At 43.6% G+C, this 19,096-nt stretch carries 16 protein-coding genes and 3 tRNA genes; 12 read left to right on the plus strand and 7 right to left on the minus strand.

Translation table 11 applies throughout. The features are described 5' to 3' along the window. Positions 1-73: 73 nt before the first annotated feature. Positions 74-832, plus strand: a complete 759-nt coding sequence (locus tag IE164_RS13330; RefSeq protein ID WP_189630721.1) for an Imm49 family immunity protein — start codon at positions 74-76, stop codon at positions 830-832. A gap of 64 nt (positions 833-896) precedes the next feature. Next, positions 897-1,649 carry an Imm49 family immunity protein gene (locus IE164_RS13335; RefSeq protein ID WP_189630722.1) on the plus strand — a complete coding sequence of 251 codons (753 nt, stop codon included), beginning with the start codon at positions 897-899 and terminating at the stop codon, positions 1,647-1,649. Positions 1,650-1,792: 143 nt separating this feature from the next. Here IE164_RS13335 and IE164_RS13340 read toward each other — a convergent pair. After that, positions 1,793-1,866: transfer RNA gene (locus IE164_RS13340), tRNA-Arg, on the minus strand. A 156-nt stretch (positions 1,867-2,022) separates the two neighbouring features. Between IE164_RS13340 and IE164_RS13345 the strand changes: the two genes are divergently transcribed. The 8 genes from IE164_RS13345 (at position 2,023) to IE164_RS13380 (ending at position 8,610) form a co-directional block, all read left to right on the plus strand. Beyond that, entirely contained in the window at positions 2,023-3,930 is a 1,908-nt protein-coding gene (locus IE164_RS13345) for an ASH domain-containing protein (RefSeq protein ID WP_189630723.1), read from the plus strand. Between the two features lie 40 nt (positions 3,931-3,970). Continuing rightward, entirely contained in the window at positions 3,971-5,053 is a 1,083-nt protein-coding gene (locus tag IE164_RS13350) for an AI-2E family transporter (protein WP_189630724.1), read from the plus strand. Continuing rightward, the gene (locus tag IE164_RS13355; protein WP_189630725.1) at positions 5,043-5,939 is read left to right on the plus strand and encodes an aldo/keto reductase; all 897 of its coding nucleotides are present in this window, start codon (positions 5,043-5,045) and stop codon (positions 5,937-5,939) included. Before IE164_RS13350 ends, IE164_RS13355 begins: the two co-directional genes overlap by 11 nt. 403 nt (positions 5,940-6,342) lie before the next feature. Next, positions 6,343-7,035: a DUF2461 domain-containing protein gene (locus IE164_RS13360; protein ID WP_189630726.1), complete on the plus strand. Its 693-nt coding sequence runs from the start codon at positions 6,343-6,345 to the stop codon at positions 7,033-7,035. A gap of 41 nt (positions 7,036-7,076) precedes the next feature. Then, positions 7,077-7,730 (plus strand): DUF2461 domain-containing protein, encoded by a 654-nt coding sequence (locus IE164_RS13365; protein ID WP_189630727.1) that lies wholly within the window; start codon positions 7,077-7,079, stop codon positions 7,728-7,730. 51 nt (positions 7,731-7,781) lie between these two features. After that, positions 7,782-8,195, plus strand: a complete 414-nt coding sequence (locus IE164_RS13370; protein WP_189630728.1) for a DUF1573 domain-containing protein — start codon at positions 7,782-7,784, stop codon at positions 8,193-8,195. Between the two features lie 127 nt (positions 8,196-8,322). Beyond that, positions 8,323-8,397, plus strand: a tRNA-Pro gene (locus IE164_RS13375). Positions 8,398-8,518: 121 nt separating this feature from the next. Then, positions 8,519-8,610, plus strand: a tRNA-Ser gene (locus IE164_RS13380). A 73-nt stretch (positions 8,611-8,683) separates the two neighbouring features. Here the strand turns inward: IE164_RS13380 and IE164_RS13385 are convergent. Both IE164_RS13385 and IE164_RS13390 read right to left on the minus strand, forming a co-directional pair. Continuing rightward, positions 8,684-11,170, minus strand: coding sequence for an ABC transporter permease (locus IE164_RS13385; protein ID WP_189630729.1), 2,487 nt, complete (start codon positions 11,168-11,170; stop codon positions 8,684-8,686). Between the two features lie 414 nt (positions 11,171-11,584). Further along, the gene (locus IE164_RS13390) at positions 11,585-12,796 is read right to left on the minus strand and encodes a DEAD/DEAH box helicase (RefSeq protein ID WP_189630730.1); all 1,212 of its coding nucleotides are present in this window, start codon (positions 12,794-12,796) and stop codon (positions 11,585-11,587) included. Positions 12,797-12,890: 94 nt separating this feature from the next. Here IE164_RS13390 and IE164_RS13395 point away from each other — a divergent pair, with 94 nt between their 5' ends. Next, complete coding sequence (locus IE164_RS13395; RefSeq protein WP_189630731.1) at positions 12,891-13,118, plus strand: heavy-metal-associated domain-containing protein; 228 nt, start codon at positions 12,891-12,893, stop codon at positions 13,116-13,118. 17 nt (positions 13,119-13,135) lie between these two features. Here IE164_RS13395 and IE164_RS13400 read toward each other — a convergent pair whose 3' ends face one another. The 4 genes from IE164_RS13400 to IE164_RS13415 form a co-directional block, all read right to left on the minus strand. After that, positions 13,136-14,587 carry a TrkH family potassium uptake protein gene (locus IE164_RS13400; RefSeq protein WP_189630732.1) on the minus strand — a complete coding sequence of 484 codons (1,452 nt, stop codon included), beginning with the start codon at positions 14,585-14,587 and terminating at the stop codon, positions 13,136-13,138. Positions 14,588-14,602: 15 nt separating this feature from the next. Further along, on the minus strand, positions 14,603-15,943 hold the full coding sequence (gene trkA, locus IE164_RS13405) for a Trk system potassium transporter TrkA (protein ID WP_189630733.1): 1,341 nt from the start codon (positions 15,941-15,943) through the stop codon (positions 14,603-14,605). A gap of 81 nt (positions 15,944-16,024) precedes the next feature. Further along, positions 16,025-17,194, minus strand: coding sequence for a mechanosensitive ion channel family protein (locus IE164_RS18615; RefSeq protein WP_308440970.1), 1,170 nt, complete (start codon positions 17,192-17,194; stop codon positions 16,025-16,027). A 26-nt stretch (positions 17,195-17,220) separates the two neighbouring features. Then, positions 17,221-18,450: an S-adenosylmethionine:tRNA ribosyltransferase-isomerase gene (locus IE164_RS13415; RefSeq protein WP_229838681.1), complete on the minus strand. Its 1,230-nt coding sequence runs from the start codon at positions 18,448-18,450 to the stop codon at positions 17,221-17,223. 253 nt (positions 18,451-18,703) lie between these two features. On the opposite strand from IE164_RS13415, the gene IE164_RS13420 reads away from it, so the two are divergent. Beyond that, a complete protein-coding gene (locus IE164_RS13420) occupies positions 18,704-19,060 on the plus strand; it encodes a hypothetical protein (RefSeq protein ID WP_189630734.1) in 357 nt (118 codons plus the stop codon). Positions 19,061-19,096 lie beyond the last annotated feature (36 nt).

Here is a 19,096-nt window from a genome sequence, read left to right on the forward strand (position 1 = left end):
TAATTTCCCAGGCGGTAGGTGTATTTATGCCTGATAAGTACAAAGGTAAATGAGTACTTCCTAGTTTAGGCGTATGGAAATGGATTATCGCAAGCGACTTATTGAAGTACATCAGGAGTATCAGGAGAGGGAGTATGGTCTGATTAGAAAATCATTGAATCAAAGCTTGTTCCAAGAGAGTGTAAGGGCAGAATTTTTCTTTATTAATGAACAGGAAGCCTTATATCAATATAGCGTGGAAGGCAATATAGCGGCTGCTAAGCAACACTTTTATACCTGTGGCCGATGCGATGAATATATGATTAAGGCCTATGATTATCAGCTATTAAGTGCAGGCATTAGGCATATTGGCTACGCCCTACTGAGCGATTGCAAGCCAATGATAGAGCGGTATGCATTGCTTAGTGATGGTGCTTTTGAGGTACAAAAAAGAAAAGGCCACCCGGTGTATTGTGTGCAACTGGCTTTGCTCAATAAGCTCGATGAATTGGAGAAGCAAGTGGCTCTTTTAAAAGAAAAAGCCTCCAAAAAGACCAATAAATGGCTACTTCCGGATGTAGGCTTTTTTGAAGGCCTGTTGGCTGCTGATGAAGAGCAGATGGTAGAAAGCCTTGTGCAGCTTCTCAAACCCAGGCTGCACAATAAGTACAATGCTTTCTTTGTGTGGCAAAAAGACATACTCTCTTTCCCAGCGGTTACTTATACTAAGCTGGCGGCCTTAAAAGGGTTCGACCTGGCCATTGAGCATGATTTGGTGCCTAAAGACTTAATCAAGGTTAATCCTAACCCGGTGTACACAGATCCCTATCATTTTCTCAAAGAAAACGGATGAAAGTTGTTTCCGAAGTGGATAAACATAAAAATGAATTGGTGCTTCTTAATTTAGGGGGATAAAAATGGATTATCGTAAACGACTTATTGAAGTGCATCAAAAGTTCTATGAAGAGGAGAAAACTCTGATTGAAAGGTCTTTAGACCAAAGCTTATTACAAAACCATGTCAGGGTTGAATTCTTTTATTTAAATGAAGATGAAGCATTGTATCAATATAGCGTGGAAGGCAATATAGAAGTTGCCAAGCAGCACTTTTATACCTGTGGCCGGTGCGATGAATATATGATTAAGACCTATGGTTATCAACGACTAAGTGCAGGGATTAGGCACATTGGCTATGCCCTACTGAGCGATTGCAAGCCAATGATAGAGCGGTATGCATTGCTTAGTGATAGTGCCTTTGAGGTAAAAAAAAGAAAAGGCCACCCGGTGTATTGTGTGCAACTGGCTTTGCTCAATAAGCTCGATGAGTTGGAGAAGCAAGTGGCTCTTTTAAAAGAAAAAGCCTCCAAAAAGACCAATAAATGGCTGCTTCCGGATGTAGGCTTTTTTGAAGGCCTGCTGGCTGCTGATGAAGAGCAGATGGTAGAAAGCCTTGTGCAGCTTCTCAAACCCAGGCTGCACAATAAGTACAATGCCTTTTTCATTTTACAAAAAGACATACTCTCTTTCCCAGCGGTTACCTATACTAAGCTGGCGGCCTTAAAAGGGTATGACCTGGCCATTGAGCATGATCTGGTGCCTAAAGACTTAATCAAGGTTAATCCTAACCCGGTGTATACCGATCCCTATCATTTTCTCAAAGAAAACGGATGAAAGTTGTTTCTAGTTAAATAACTGGTAGAAGAGGTTGTGAGGATTCTTTTGTGGTAGAAACATTAGGATTACATCCATGAAACCGTACATGAGTAACCCCCAAAAAAAAACCCCTCTGAACTGGAGGGGTTTTGTTTGGTCTGTGATCCGCCCAGGACTCGAACCTGGAACCTACTGCTTAGAAGGCAGTTGCTCTATCCAGTTGAGCTAGCAGACCAACGGGCTTTTGCAAAAGCGAGTGCAAATATATGGAAAAGCATTTTTTTAAGGCAATCAAAACCTTAAAAAATGTCCGTAAAAAATGTGTCTATCATGCCGGGTTAGGGTCATTGGCAGTATTCGGGTAACTTAAATGATTCAACCAAAATAAGTTATGAGAAACACAGTCGCTTTTGCTCTGTCTATTTTTTTATTTATTCCTGCCATTCTATCTGCTCAAACACTCAATCGGGTAGATTCAGTCAAGGTCGACCAGGCCAACATTTGGGGAGTACTGGCCGAGGCCAACGAACACATGGGTTTGACTGTTTCACGCGGCAACATTATCTATTTCCAATACATCAATGAGGCCATGCAGCGAGTGGGAGACCCGGTAGCGGTGATTTCAGAGAACGATGGTTTACCCAAAATAGTCGATCATAAAACCGTGTTTTGGAAAGGAGCCTACTATGTAAGTTTTTCATCGGCCGGAGACAAACAGCTCTATCTTGTGAAGCTCAATGCCCAGGGACAACGGGTTGGCGATATTGTTACGGTGTGGGATCAGGATACGCGCCCATCGAATGAGCCGGGCAAACCAACTAACGACATGATTCTTATTACCACTCCTGATGTGCTTTATGTGGGACATTTTCAACCAGCCAATCAGCATTATATTCATGGCTTTGATGCCGACATCAACCGGGTTTCTGATCCGTTTTTAACCGATGGTTCGTTGCCCCACAATAATGTAGGAGGTGGACTGTATGTAAATGAGAAAATACACTTGTTTACCGGGAGTATGTTTGGAGGAGAGTCTGACCTGATAGTAACGGAGTGGGACAAAGATTTTCAACCGGCTGCACAGGAGCCCCGAACGCTCATTGATAGTGAAAATGGAAACGCCAACTGGTTTGCGACAGGGGTTGCTCATGACGAACAAACCGGATATTGGTATGTTGGATACCAGCATCTGTATGAGGGAGAAGTGCTAGATGAAGAGCATGTGGATTTGGCTGTTTTCGATCGCTGTTTCAATCTAATTTATCGCGAACATGTAACGGCTCAGAGGAATTTCAGACCTCACTTACTCATTAAGGGGAACTATCTGTATATGACTTACGATCAGGCTGGTGGTGGTGTATTTATGCATAAGTATGATTTGCTGGAAGAAGGATTTGGCTCTACTGAATGTGGCGATGATGGAAAAGGAGGAGGTCAGAATGACGTTCCCATTCAACTAGACAATAACAGTTTTGCCGAAAGTGCCGAAGAAGGAACCGCAGTAGGGAAATTCTTTATTGAGGGGGCTACTGAAGATATCACCTACACTCTGGTTGCCGGAGAAGGTGATACTCACAACAGTATGTTTTCTATTTCGGCCGATGAACTGTTAACGGCTGCTGTGTTCAACTATGAAGACCTGCATGAACTCAGCATTCGAGTAAAGGCCACAGCAGGAGATCAGTCAGCCGAGAAGCAGTTTGATATCATTGTAGAAAACGTGATAGAGCATTCTCTTTCCATAACCGGCACGCTGGCCTTTGCCTCCACAGAGGTAGGAGAGAGTTCTTCGCTAAGTATAACGCTCACACACACCGGAGAAGATGATGGCCTTGAAATTAGTAATATCACTGTTCCCGATGGATTTTCTGTAAACAAAACCTCTGCTACGCTAAATGTAGAAGAAGAAGTGACAATTGAGGTTACATTCTCGCCAACGGAAGCTAAAACGTATAGCGGCAATCTTGAAATCACCTCATCGGCCGGTAGTCAACAGCTGGCAGTGTCGGGTACCGGAGAAATGGTGCTGGGGCTAGAGACTGAGCCTGAATGGGCCCGTACCCTTGAATTGTATCCTCAACCGGCAACAGAGATGGTAAATTTAAAATTAGGAGCCAACAATGGAGCATACATTCAAGAGGTGCGTTTGCTTAATGCGCTGGGTGAGCCCCTAGTTCAACAAGCGATCAATAATCAAAAGGCAACAAGCCTTAATATGGCTGAGCAGCCTTCAGGGGTTTATGTGGTTTGGATAAGTACTAATCTGGGACTCATCAAAAAGCGATTGTTGAAGCAATAAAAATCGTCATTTCCTGTATCTTCAAGCTTATATTCTTAGCATGAAGACAGACGTATCTACAGAAAACCTAAAGAAGGGAGCTTATTGGACCATTATTCTAGTTGGGGCAGTTTTCTCGCTAATTTACTTTAGGTCTTTTCTGGAGCCAATTGTGCTGGCTTTGCTGGTGTGGTATCTCATACGCACCACCCGCAAGTACATTGCCAAGCTAACCATTGGTGGTCGGTCGCTTCCGCAGTGGTTGCAGCGGGTTGTGGCCTTTTTGCTTACCGTATCGTTTATCTACGGAGTTTATCAGATCATATCGGTCAATATTTCGCTCATCACGGCCAATTCCGATAGCTACGATAAGAACCTTAGGCTATTTCTGGCGCAAATGAGAGAGTTTACCGGGCGATACGATTTCATTCCCAATATAGAAGACGCTATTCAGAGTATTGATTATCAGTCCATCCTAAGTAAAATATTTAACTCATTGAGTGTTGCTCTGGGTAATTTTGCTTTGGTTATAGTGTATGTTGTCTTCTTCCTTATTGAAGAAAATTATCTCGATCAGAAGCTGAAAAATATGTTTCGAAAGGAGGGGAGCCGAGAAAATGTGGCTGTCATTTTCGATCGAATCAGTAATTCTATCAACAAATACTTTACCGTTAAAACCGAGGTAAGCTTACTCACAGGTACCATTAGCTATTTGTTGCTATTGGCACTTGGGGTAGACTTTCCGGTGCTTTGGGCCTTTATTATTTTTGTGTTGAATTTTATACCCTACCTGGGGTCTCTGGTAGCTACCTTGCTGCCGGCCATCTTCTCTATTTTTCAGTTTGCTTCGTTTTGGCCCTTCCTTTATGTCTTTCTCATAATTGAGGCAGTCCAGATTTTTGTAGGCAACTATGTGGAGCCGAAACTCATGGGGCGCACGCTCAACCTGAGTCCGTTGGTGGTGCTTATTGCTCTTTCCTTTTGGGGCAGCATCTGGGGTATATTAGGTATGATTTTGTCCGTACCCGTAATCTCCGTAATCGTCATTGTTTCGGCTCAGTTCAAATCCACCAGAGGCCTGGCTGTGCTCCTCAGTGAGAACGGGAATCTCAGTAACATAGAGCAACCTGACGATGAGGTGTAGGCCATTGCCCCGGGCTGGATTTTCGATCTCTGAAATTGGCTTTGGCTGCATGTCGCTTGGTCGCGATAACCACGAAAACTACCGGCTCATTCAGTCAGCTTTCGAAGCAGGAATCAATTATTTCGATACGGCCGATGTATATCAAAACGGTTGGAGCGAGGAGTCTCTTGGAGTGGCTGTTAAGACCTTTAGAAAAGAGATAAGAATTGCCACCAAGGTTGGTAACGTGGCTGATCCCGGTGGTAAGAGCTTTAATTGGTGTCCTTCGAAAAGTCATATTCTAAGTTCGGTAGATAAGAGTTTAAAAAGGTTGAAGACCGACTACATTGATCTCTATCAGCTTCATGGGGGAACGCTTAACGACAACTGGGATGAGATAGTAGAAACCTTTGACTTGCTAAAGCAGAAGGGTAAGATACTCCACTATGGTATTTCATCCATTCGTCCCAACGTGGTGCGTAAAATTGCAGGACAACCCGGTTGGGTTTCAAACATGCTTCAGTATAGTTTACTCGATCGAAGACCTGAGGAAGAACTGCTGAATTTGCTGCATGAAAAGGAAGTAGGAGTGTTGGTAAGGGGAGCTTTGGCAAAGGGTTTTCTGCTTAATAATAAATCAAGTGGTTATTTAAATTATAGTTCACAAGATGTTGATTTACTGAAAAATAAATTGGAGTTATTCTCAATTGAGAAAAGCCTGAGGCTGCGATTGGTTTTAGGCTGGGTTTTAAATCACAAAGCAGTTACCAGTGTGGTAGTTGGTATACGCAATTCGCTTCAGTTAACACAATTGCTGGAGGCAATGAGTCTACCAATGCCGGAAGAAAAGGTATATCAAAAATTGAGCGAAGTATTGCCTGCAAACTGTTACACAGACCACCGTTAATCGAGTCGAAGGTTTTTAGCTATCTATGATAAAGAGTGATTGACATCGTGTGGTTTTCATAGATTTTTCCATCACCGATTATTAGGGAAATGGCTGTTGCTCCATATCCAAATTATTCAATATTCTTATGTTGGTTTATGCAGGGCTTAAGTCCAATAGTATGGAGGTAAGCCAAGCCTGCATGTTAACTTTTAAACAGGTGTTCTCGAAGTGCAAATGGGTGCAAAGCGACCGAGCTTAAGACCGTTGATTTAGACAAGTGATTCAGTAAAATCACCAACACTATTCTACCGTTTTCAAATGGCAGATGGAATAGGCCGCGATTGAGTTCTGGCAAAAAATGTCTCGGAATTTTTCACTAATTCGTCTGGTTCTTGTCATACTAGTTTTAACTTCAATGTTCATGAGTATTACATCTATTCCTCCATCCGTTTTTGCTTTTCTTCAAAAGTTAGACGCCAACAATAATCGCGATTGGTTCAATGCGCATAAGGCCCAGTACCAGCAGGCGCAACTACATGTTGTAAGCTTTGTGGATGAGTTATTGAACCGACTAAAAGAGACCGACCAGATTACTACTGTATCTGGCAAGAAGAGTCTGATGCGCATTTATAGAGACGTTCGATTCTCTAATGACAAGAGACCCTATGACCCCAGGTTTGCAGGGAGTTTCTCTCGCATTAAGCCGCAGCTTAGGGGAGGTTACTTTTTCCGCTTTAAACCCAACGAAACGGTAGTGGGGGGAGGCTTTTATCAGCCCAATTCGGAAGATCTGAAGTTAATTAGAGCTCAGATTGCTCAAGACGATACGCCACTCAGGGAGGTTATTGAGGGGGAGGTATTTAAGGAAACCTTTGGTGAGTTAATGGGAGAGAAGGTGAAAACGGCTCCTAAAGGTTATGCCAAAGACCATCCATCGATAGACTTACTCAGGCACAAGTCTATGTATGCTTTTCGGTCTTTCTCTGACGAAGAAGTTCATGCTGACGATTTTCTCGAAAAGGCCCTGGCAGTTTTTCTGGCTATTCGTCCTTTCTTCGATGTGATGACAGAGTATTTAACGACTGATTTGAACGGCATTTCATTAATTGATTAAAGGGGACTAAACCAAAGTTTGCTGCTAACTGTTGGATGCACATGTCGAAGCAATTGATTTTTGAATTTCTGGAAGACCTCTCGGTCAATAATTCTAAGGAGTGGATGGATAAGCACAGGAACCGCTACGAAGAAGCTAAGAATGTGCTTGTCGAACTATTTGACCCCATACTTGAGCGCATTCGTTTGTTCGATCCCAGAGTTGTACAGCCCAACGCCCGTAGGGCACTAAACAGAATCAACAACAACCTGATGTTTCATCCGGACAGGCCTACCTACAAAGACCATTTCGGAGTGGGCTTTGGCTACGGTAAGGGGTTGGCCGACTTTTATGTACACTTGGGAGTAGACGAACTGCTTATAGCCGGAGGGCTTTGGCATCCGCCTTCATATAAGCTTAAGCTTTTGAGGCAGGAAATTGACTATGAAGGCGAAAAACTGGCCATCACACTTAAGGAGCAGCTGTATCCGAAGGGTTTTAGGCTGTACCACGAAGACAAACTCAAATCCAGCCCAAAAGGCTATTCCAACGATCATCCACATATAGAGCTGCTGAAAATGAAGAGTCTGGCAGTTTTTAAACCATTGAGTAGGGGAGATTTTTATTCTGAGGATTTTTCGGAATTGGTTTTTGACAGCTACAAGGCTATTGTGCCTTTTCTTGATTTTATAAACACGGCAATTGCCGAACCGTAAGTGTTTTGAATCCGTACATTAAAGCCTATTTTTAACAGTAAATTCACAGGTATGAAAAAGATTATAGTTTCCCTATTAATGCTAGTAGCAGTTATTGGCTTGAAGGCTCAGGAAGCGGCTGTTACTACCGGTCCAATGATTGAGTTTGAGGAGAAGGTATACAACTTTGGAAGCGTGGTTGAGGGCGATTCCGTCACGCACACATTTAAGTTTAAAAACATTGGAACAGAACCCTTAAAAATTCTCTCGGCCAGAGGTTCTTGCGGCTGCACAGTGCCTAAGTATACCAAAGAGGCCATTGCCCCCGGAGCCAGTGGAGAAGTGTATGTGAAATTCGACACCAGGGCTAAAATGGGGTCGCAAAACAAAACCGTTACTCTTGTAACCAATGCTGCGAATCATAAGCAGGTTATTTTGAGTATTCGAGGAACCGTAACGGCTCGCACGTCTGACGGAAAAGATTGAAAATGAGAAAGATGTAAGAAAGACCAGCCGGAGGCTGGTTTTTTTATGGTCAAAAGGTTCAAATTTTCATGATTCTAAATATTGCAAAACAAAAAAAGCATCTATATTTGCACTCCCATTAGGGAAACGGGGTGTAGCGTAGCCCGGTTATCGCGCCTGCTTTGGGAGCAGGAGGTCGCAGGTTCGAATCCTGCCACCCCGACAAAAAGCCAACCAAACCGGTTGGTTTTTTTATTGAAATATGGTCTGAATAATTGTTTGCAACCTATTGAATTATCAGTTGATCGTTTATATTTGCAAACCTTTAGCAAGACAACGACTACGGAGAGGTGGGTGAGTGGCTGAAACCAGCAGTTTGCTAAACTGTCGTACTGGGAAACTGGTACCGGGGGTTCGAATCCCCCTCTCTCCGCCACAAAAAAAGGCTTCCAATCGGAAGCCTTTTTTTGTTTCTGCAGTGAGACGCCAGGCGCCCTATATGCATGGCATTACTCATACCTTAGCGCCTTCACCGGATTTTGCTGTGCAGCTTTTAAAGAGTGAAACGCCACGGTGAGGAAAGCAATAAGCAGGGCTAAAGTGCCGGCTATGGCAGCGGCTCCAACAATCACTGTCTGCAAATCCATGGTATATTGAAACACCTGTAGCCAGTTTTCAATAAGCCAGTAGGCGGCAGGGGTGGCAATTATAAAACCTACTATTACCAAAAGCATTATATCTTTGAAAATAAGATATACCAATTGAGGTATAGATGCCCCAAGCACTTTTCTAACCCCAATTTCCTTTATTCGGGTGGCCGTGGTATAGCTGGAAAGCCCCAAAAGTCCCAGGCAGCTAATGAGTATGCAAATGTATGAAAGCGAAGCAGTGAGCTGGCTTTGACGTTTGTCCGATCGGTATAGATTCTCTGCCTGCGTGTCGAGCAGACCATATTCAAACGGATGACTAGGATCTAGTTCGGCATATTTGTCTTCCAGATAGTCCAGGGTTTGTTGCAAACTGCCATCTTTGGCATGTACCACTACCGAAGGGCTAAATTGTGCAATAGCACCGGCTCCGAAACGCTCATAGCGAAGAATAATGGTTGGTTCTACCTTCATGTGAAGGGAGAAAGCATTAAAGTCTTTGACAACACCAATAATTCGGCTTGGATTGGCCTGTTGCCCGGCATTCTGAACACGCTTTCCAATGGCCTCTTCTGCATTGGCCCAACCCTGATACTGCACCATGGATTCGTTGACCAATACGCCTTGCGTTAAATCGGTAGGAATGTTTTCGTCATAATCGCGGCCGGCTACCAGTTCCATTTCCATGGCGTTTATAAAGTTTTCACCCACAAACATCACGTTATAGGTGTCAGTTTTTAGTGTGGTATCGGCTTCTTCAACCATCATCACCTGCCGGCCACCACCAATTAGCCTATTACCTACAGAGTTGGCATTGCTGGCGCTTAAACCGGTAGTGGTGGTTACATCAATAATGTTCGGGTTTTCCTTCAGTTCATTCTGAATCACATCCAGTCTGCGTACCAGGGAGGTGTCGCGTGTAGGAATAATAATCACGTTGTCTTTGTTGAATCCCAGGTCCTTATTTCTCATATAACTGATTTGGTTGCTCATGAGTAAAGTGGCAATCACCACACCGATGGAAACAAAAAACTGGAAGGCTACTAGTACTTTTCTTAAGAACACACTTCCTGGGCCCGATTTTACAGAGCCTTTCATGGCTGTAATAACAGAAATTGACGATAGATAGAAGGCCGGGTAGAGGCCGGAAAGTACCCCGAGCAAAATGGTAATGCCCAACGAGCCAAACAACAGAAGAGGGTTTTCTCCCCAGTTGAGGCTAAGGTTTTTGTCGAGTACAGAGTTGAGATTTGTACCCATTAACAACAGATACACAAGACCTATGGCCAGAATCAGTGCACAAAATGTAATGAGTATAGACTCACTCAAAAATTGCGAAACCAGTTTGCCTTTTGAAGAACCCATTACTTTTTTAATACCCACCTCTTTCGATCGTTTGGTGGCTCTGGCCGTTGCCAAATTCATATAATTGATACTTGCCAGCAGGAGCACAAACAAACCTATAGCTATAAAAGCCTGTGTGTAAGCTTTGTTGCCTGTGGCAAGATCATACTGCACCTTTGAGTTGAAGTGTACTTCGTTGAGTGGTACTAGCCTGGGTTCAAAGCTGGCTTCTCTAAGCGATGGTGCAAACTGGCGAATGGGTGCCATGTACTTATCGAAGAGCTGTGGAAACCGGTTGTAAATATTGCTTACCTCATAATTCTTGGGCAGAAGCACATACGAGTAGGTGCTCACATTCCACAATTGCCCTGTGCGCTGTTGTGCATTTAGTGGAGGTTGGCCAGAGGTAATGGTAGTATAAGAAATGAGTCCATTAAAACGCAAGTGCACATTGTCAGGCAAATCCTTGATAATGCCCTTTACAGTAAAGGTGTTTAAATCAGTTTTAACCAGTTCATTGAGCGGGTTTTTATCGCCAAAAAGCCGCTTGGCAGTGCTCTCTGTCAATACAAGGCTACGAGGCTCTACAAGAGCTGTTTCGGGGTCGCCTTGTATGAATTCGTGAGTGAACAAACGGAACATGGCCGAGTCGGCAAAGTACATGTCGTCTACATAAAAGCTGTTGTCATTGATTCTGAAGAGAATTTGCCCTGCACTTTGAACCCGGGTAAAAGCCTGGATTTCAGGAAACTCCATCTTCATGGTTTCGGCCAAAGCCTGAGAGGTTAAGGCAAATTCATCGTTTTTTGGCGGAATGTAGAATTTGGATTCTATTCGGTAAACCTGATCCCATTTTTCATGATGCTTATCAAAAGTCAGGTCGCTCTGCACATATAGCAGAATAATAATACTTACGGCCAGCCCCAGGGCTAGCCCAAAAATGTTTAGGAATGCATAGAACTTGTTGTTCAGCAATACCCGAAAAGCGTAGGCAAGATTTTTCATAGTTGTTGAATTGAGTATGACCAAATGAATCTTTGCAGAAGACGATAAGGACTCCCGCTTTGTTCGTAGCAAAGGAGACCTCACAAACCTCTTACGTATTCAATATTCTACAAAAAGGGTTTTCGAAGCGCTTAAAAATGAGGAGTGATTCAATATTCCGGCTGTACGGCAAATGAATCTATTGATAGTTGATGCTCAGCCAGGTATGGTCGGCATTCGGGTGGAGTGTGAATTTGGAATTTGTACCCACTAAGGGAAGATAAACTACTGCCATGCAGGTCGCTGAGATGAATTATATTAACCAGATTAATAATTGAATAATAAGGTTGAGAGTTCATCTCGAACACCCATGGTTATGTGAGTCAAAACGTTTATCGGAGAGCCCTCTATATGGGGTTAATGGAAAGGAGGGGGCTACCTCCTTTTTCCTTTTCTAAATGGCTTTCTGCCCCCCCTTTGATTGCCTCTCGACTTGGGGTTGTATTCAGGGCCGGGTCCCACATGCTCAGGCGGTTGTATTTTTCTTACCTCCATTTCCATCATTTGCTCTATTCGGGCAAACTTATACATGTCGTCTTCATTGATAAACGTAACGGCTTCACCTTCTGAGGCTGCCCGTGCGGTTCTTCCAATACGGTGAATGTAATCTTCCGGGTCGTTGGGGGCATCGTAGTTAATCACCATATCGATGTTGTCTATATCGATGCCTCTTGAAATTACATCGGTGGCCACCAGCATTTGCAGTTTGCGATTCTTAAACTGCCGGAGAATGTCTTCACGCTCCTTTTGCTCCAAATCACTCGAAATCTCTTTGGCGTCCAGCCCTTCTTTTCGCAGGGCTTTGGTGATCTCGCGCACTTTCAGTTTTGTAGACGCAAATATGATAAGGCTAGGTACATCGTTGTATCTGAGCAAATGCTTTATGGTCTCTATTTTTTGACTGTCGTGAGCCAATACAGCAACTTGTGTAACTCGCTCTGCCGGTTTAGAAATAGAAATATTTACCTCCTTAGGGTCGGTAAGAATCTCTTTGGCCAGGCTTCTTATTTTGGGTGGCATGGTGGCCGAAAAGAGCAGGTTCTGGCGTTTTTTGGGGAGAAAGGAAATTATTTTCTTGATGTCATCAAGAAAACCCATGTCCAACATTCTGTCAGCTTCATCCAATACCAGGTTTTGTACCTGCTTCACATTTGCATAGCCAAGGTTGAGGTGCGATATAAGCTTGCCCGGGGTGCCCACAACTATGTGAGCCCCTTGCGATAAGGCACGTTTTTCTTGTGTAAAAGAGTCTCCATCGCCTCCGCCATAAATGGCTATGGAGCTCACCCCAGTAAAGTAGCTAAGCCCCTGTAACTGCTGATCGATCTGGATGGCCAGTTCGCGGGTTGGACAGATGATTATAGAGTTGATATGATCATCTTCAATTTTTTGAGCACATATTTTGTGCATAAGAGGTAACAAAAAAGCGGCAGTTTTGCCCGTTCCGGTTTGTGCACAGCCAATAAGGTCTTTTCCTTCGATTATAGAAGGAATGGCTATTTCCTGAATGGGGGTAGCTTTTTCAAAGCCTATGGCATCTAAGCCGGCTAGTACATCTTCATGTAAGTTGAGTTCTGCAAAGGTCAAAGCGTGAACTATATTCGTGAAAGATTCGTATCGCTTGGTGTAAAGCGACTATACTTATTATATGCTGTAAATCTACACAAATGAATTATATAAAATGAAGAAGTCTGTTTTTAAAACGAATATCAACTGTGGAGGCTGTGTGGCAACCGTTGGTCCCTACCTGGAAAAGGCCAGGAGTATTAGCCATTGGGAGGTAGACACCAATGCCAGAGATAAATGGCTAACCGTAAAGGGAGAGGCTATAGACAAGCTAGAGATTATTCGCCTGGTAAAGGAAGCAGGCTTTGAAATAAAGGAAAAGAAGGGGTTGTTTGGATTCTAATGGTCGGAGAGCAATGATTAGCGCTTCTTCCAGAAGTGTGGAGAAAGCAGCATAAGTACGGTAAACAGCTCCAGACGACCGAGAAGCATCAGGGCAGCAAGTAACCACTTACCAGCCATGGGCATGCCTGAAAAATTATCGACAGGCCCTACATCGCCAATTCCCGGACCCACATTGCCTAACGAAGTAGCCACAGCTCCAAAAGCCGTATCGAAGTCTACATTCATAGAGGAAAGGAGGGTTACACCAACAAGAAACACGAGGATATATATCATAATGAAGGCCAGTACATTATACACTATGTTTTGTTCTATGGCTTTACCGCTAATGCGTACGGGCATCACGGCCGAAGGGTGTAGTTGTCTTTTGAGTTCCAGGAATGAGTTTTTGAAAAGAACTACATGTCTGATTACCTTCACACCACCGGCTGTAGAGCCTGCGGAACCTCCTACAAAAAGGAGTATAAAGAACAAAACAGACAGGAAAGGAGCCCATTGTGTGTAGTCGGCCGAAACAAAGCCGGTCGTTGTGATGAGTGAAACAACCTGGAACAAAGCGTCTCTAAACGATCTTTCTATGCCATGGTCGGTAACTACAAGTAGTGTCAGTGTCACAATCACGGTGATGGCCAAGGTAAAGAGCAGATACACTACAAACTCCTCGTTTTTAATGATCTTGGTGAAGTTTCTTTTCAAACCAAAATAGGTGAGGGTAAAACTGGTACCGGCCAGAAACATAAAAACTATGATAATGTACTGAATGGCAGCAGGCTGCCCCTGAAGACTGGCATTCATGGTTGAAAAACCACCGGTTGCCATAGTGGTGAGGCTGTGGTTTATGGCATCGTAGGCTCCCATGCCGGCCAGGTATAGCAATATGGCTTCGGTAAGGGTAAGGCCCACATAGATGTACCACAAACGTTTGGCTGTTTCTTGAATACGAGGCTGTAGTTTGTCTGGTGTAATGCCCGGTGCTTCGGCAACAAAAAGCTGCATGCCTCCAATACCAAGGAAGGGTAGTATGGCAAGAGCCAACACAATGATTCCCATACCTCCAATCCATTGAGTAAGACTCCGCCAAAAGAGTATGCCTCTCGGCACTGCTTCTATATCATTTAAAATGGACGCCCCGGTGGTGGTAAAACCCGAAATGGTTTCGAAAAAGGCATCGGTGAGCGATGGAATGGCTCCGCTAATCAGATAGGGTAGTGCACCAAAAAAAGACATAACTATCCAGCCGGAGGTCACAATAAGGTATCCGTCTTTTTTCTTTAGGTCTTTGTTTTTATTGTTTCGGGCCAGGTGCTTAAGTAAAAAACCACAGGCAAGCGTAATGGCACTCGATATAGCCAGAGATACGGAGTCCGTTTCCCAGTAATAAATACTAACCGGCAAACACAGGGCCATGAAACCTCCATTAATAATGAGGAGTATACCCAATATTCTGCTGATGACCTTGTAGTTAAACATGGTGGCTACAAGTTATCAAATAAAGTAAGATTCCACTTTCTTGATACATTCCGGTTTAGAGAGTACTACCACACGATCTTTGGCCTGAAACCTGAAATTACCAGGAGTAGTAAGGCCTTTGCCATCTCTGATTACCCCACCAATAATGGCCGATTTAGGGAACTGCAAGTTGCGAAGCTGGTGCTCGGTTATTTTGGAGTTCTCCTGCACTTCGAACTCAAGAATTTCGGCATCTACTCCATGAATACTGGTGATAGACACAATTTCACCCTGCCGAACATGGCGGAAAATAAAGTTGGCTGCAATGAGTTTCTTGTTGATCATGGTGTCTACTCCAATGCTCTGCGAAAGGTGTATGTAGTCCATGTTTTCAACCATAGCTATGGTTTTCTTTACACCCATTTTCTTGGCCACCAAGCAGGAAATAATATTGGTTTCAGAGTCACCGGTTACGGCAATAAAAGCATCCATTTCATTAATGCTCTCTTCTTCCAAAAGCTCCACATTTCTACCGTCACCGTTTATTACCATGGCATCGGGTAGTTGATCGGCCAGTTCAAAGCATTTCTGGGCATCGCGTTCAATGAGCTTTACGTTGTATCGGGAGCTCAGAATTTTAGCCGCATGAAACCCAACACGCGAACCTCCAAGAATCATCATGCTTTTTACCCCTTCTTTTTTCTTGCCGGCCAGGAATAAGAGTTTCTCAACACATTCGGGTTGTGTTACAAAGTAAGCATGGTCATTTTCTAAAAACTTGGTGTCGCCATAAGGTATTATGGTTTCATTGTTGCGCAATATGGCCACGGTCATAAAAGCCTGGTCGGGGTTAATCTTAGCTACCTCTACCATGCTTTTGCCAATGAGTGGGCTTTTCGATTCAATGTTCACCCCAATAAGCTGCAACAGCCCTTTTTCAAAATCGAAGCTATCGGTAATAGCCACTTCTTTCAATAGGCGCTTGATCTCTTTGGCGGCTAGTGATTCTGGCGAAATGATATCGTCAATACCTAAATGCTTAAGGTTGAGCTTATCTTTCTTGTAGAGAAATTCGGTGTTGGAAATTCTGGCAATGGTACGTTTGGCGCCCAGGTGTTTGGCTATAATGGCCGTGGTAATGTTAATTTCTTCTGAAGAGGTTACGGCAATGAGCAAATCGGCCTCGCTCACTCCGGCTTCTTCTAATACGCTGTACGATGTGGCCGTCCCCTTAATGGTAGCCGAGTCGACCTGATTGGCAGCCATTTTCAGTTTGTCGGCAGCCTGGTCGATCAACACAATGTCTTGACCTTCCTGGCTAAGTAACTTCGCCAAATGAAACCCCACATTTCCAACTCCCGCTATAATTACCCTCATCTTCTCAACGTTTGGATGTCGCCAATTTAGTTAAAATCATGAACCAGCTATACACAAAATTGTTGTTTACTCTGAAAACGATTACCTGTCTTTAGCATCTGAAGGCCAGCCCGACCTTATATGTAAGTCGCGTTGCGGGAATGGAATTTCAACCCCGTGTTCCTTGAACTTCTCAAAAATTTCGAAGTAAAGTTGGCTAATGAGCACCTTTGGTCGGTTAATATATGTGCTTGTCCAGATCATCAGATCAAAGTTTAACGAACTATCGGCATACTCCAAAAAGAGCACATCGGGCGCGGGTTTTTTTAACACATCAGGGTGGCCGGCAGCTACATCGAGCAATATTTTTTTAATCTTGGCAGGGTCTTCGTTGTAGGAGACACCCACCGGAACATGAAACCGAATGCTCCTGTCGTTGTGACTCCAATTAATGACCCGCTGATTGATAAACTCTGAGTTGGGTACAATTACCGAAATGTTGTCGTTGGTGTTTACTGTGGTGGCTCTCGAAGAAACTTTTACCACATCGCCTGCTACATTGCCAACCTCAATTCGGTCGCCTACTTTTATGGGTCGCTCAAACAGAATGATGAGTCCGGAAATAAAGTTGTTGGCAATATTCTGTAATCCGAAACCAATACCCACACCCAAGGCTCCCGCCAGCACGTTGAGCGAGCCAAGCGAAATTCCACTGGTTTGAATTATAATGAATCCGCCTACAATTATGGCCAGGTATTGGGCAATGGTACCAATACTTTGACTCACACCAATATCATTACTGTATTTGGACATTATTTGGTGAACGAATACAATCTTGAGCTTTTTGGTGACGAAAATGAGCAGGAAGAAAAGAAACGATATGCGCAGTATATCAAAGAGCTTTACCTTTTTTTCCTCTTCACCAAACAGTGGCACGTTCAGGTCAGAATTGCTGCTTATACCAATGCTTGACAGCAGCACCGTAACCCCAATGATTAGGATGGTGTATTTGGTGGTATTGCCAATAGAAAGAATGGTTTTTCGGTCATCTATATATCGGTTGAGTACCCGGTTGATGAGTAGGGCGCGGCATATATTGCCAAAAAGGTTGAGAATGATGAGAAAGAGAATGGGGACAATTACGTGTGTAATTGTAAGCTCTTCTCCAACAAACGAAAACGACTGATCTAGAAAAGGAACGTGTTTATTGATGAACTGAACCAGTCGGTTAAGTGCCGAAACCGACTCTTCGGTAGCGCTAGCTTGCATCATGCCTGAATATAGATAAAATTCATTGGTTATTGGGGAAGTAAAAGAGAAGAATCACCATAGCTTAAGAAACGGTAGTTGGAAGAAAGAGCATGGTCATATACTGCTTTCCAGTCTTCACCAATAAATGCCCAAACCAGTAGCATAAGTGTACTTCCGGGTTGATGAAAGTTGGTAATTAGTCCATCGCAAACGCGAAACTCATAGCCGGGAATAATGAATATCTCTGTCTTACCGCTTATAATTTCTACAGAGTTGGAGGTCATCCAATCAAGCATATATTCGAATACTATTTTTCGGTCGGGAAGGCTTTCTTCATGCTCATAGGGCTCCAGTTTACCAATGGAGAATTCAGTGACTCCCTTCATTAGGCGCACGCCATACCAGTAGAGACTTTCCAGGGTTCTCATGGAGGTTGTACCAACGGCAATTACTTTTTTAGCCGTTACCAACGCTTTTATGGCTTCTTTGCTTACCTCTACCTGCTCCGAATGCATGGGGTGCTCTCGGGCATCGGAGGTTTTAATGGGCTGAAAGGTGCCGGCACTCACGTGTAGGGTCAGGTAGTTGAGTGTGGTGCCCTGTTTTTCAAGTTTCTGTAAAACCTCATCGGTAAAATGTAATCCGGCAGTGGGGGCGGCTACTGCTCCCTCATGCTTGGAATATACCGTCTGATAACGGTCTTTATCTTCCGGTTCATCTTCTCTGTTGAGATAAGGAGGCAACGGTACTTTGCCGCAAAGCTCTACTACTTCAGCAAAGGAGAGGTTTGGGTCTGACCAGCTAAAAGCGATTTGTTTCGACTCCCTGTTTACAATGCTTGCTTCTATTGTAAAAGGCTGACCATGATGTACCAATTGGCGCCTGAGCGTGGTTCCCTCTTTCCACTTTTTAAAGTTACCCACCATGCACTCCCATACTACAGTTTCTGTGGTTTCCATCATCAGACTGATGATGTGGGTTGGGCTAATGGGGTTGAGAAGAAAAATCTCAATCTGTGCACCAGTATCTTTAGAAAAGAAGAGTCTGGCCGGAATTACCTTGGTATTGTTGAAAAATAGAGAGGTGCTGGGGTCTAACAGTTCAGGAAGTTCCTTGAATTGCCGGTCTTCGATGGTTCCGCCATTGTAAACGAGTAGCTTAGACTCATCCCTTTTGGCCAGCGGGTATTTGGCAATCTTTTCAGGGGCTAAGTCGTAGTTGATTTTTTTTAGGTCTGGTGCTTCCGGTATTCTCATTGCGCACGCAAGATAATTCATGAAAATTTATTGTTTACTGTAACCTTTTAAAATGCCCCTGAGAGGCTCAAAACGCACAAAAGTGTTCACTTGGTTGACCGATTTCGAACATAGAAAATGGCATTGTAAAACTCGAGCTTATGTAACTGCCTGATTTACAGTGTTTAATAAAAATTGGCATACCAATTGGAAACGAATGGGCAGGTCAAAAACAAGGTCAATTTAATAGGTCAAATTATCCGCCTTCGGGCGGAACTCAAAATATCAAACAACAATGAAAAAGGTCAATAAAAGTAGAATTTCAGCCATTATGGCACTCTTGCTGGCGGTTACCATTATAGCTTCGGCCGGCACACCAATTTCCAACAATTTTCCTAACGAATCGGAGGCCGACTCACTGGCTTATGATGAGCATTACTTAGAGCAGATTGATGCCTATGTAGATCAGTACCTTATTGAACACATTGTGGAGTTCGAGGAGGTAAACTACGTGAAGGTTTATGATGCCAATCAACAATTGATTGTGGAGGGCATTAAAACAGAGTTGGGAGAAGAACAATTAAAGCTTTTGAGACAGGCCGATTTGCTTTCAGAACTGCAAGGCACGGCTTACTATCAAATAAATAATTAGTTAGTAGTTTTAGTTTAAGGTTGATTAAGGCGATTT

This window comes from Roseivirga thermotolerans (assembly GCF_014653175.1).
In the GTDB taxonomy this organism is placed as follows: domain Bacteria; phylum Bacteroidota; class Bacteroidia; order Cytophagales; family Cyclobacteriaceae; genus Roseivirga; species Roseivirga thermotolerans.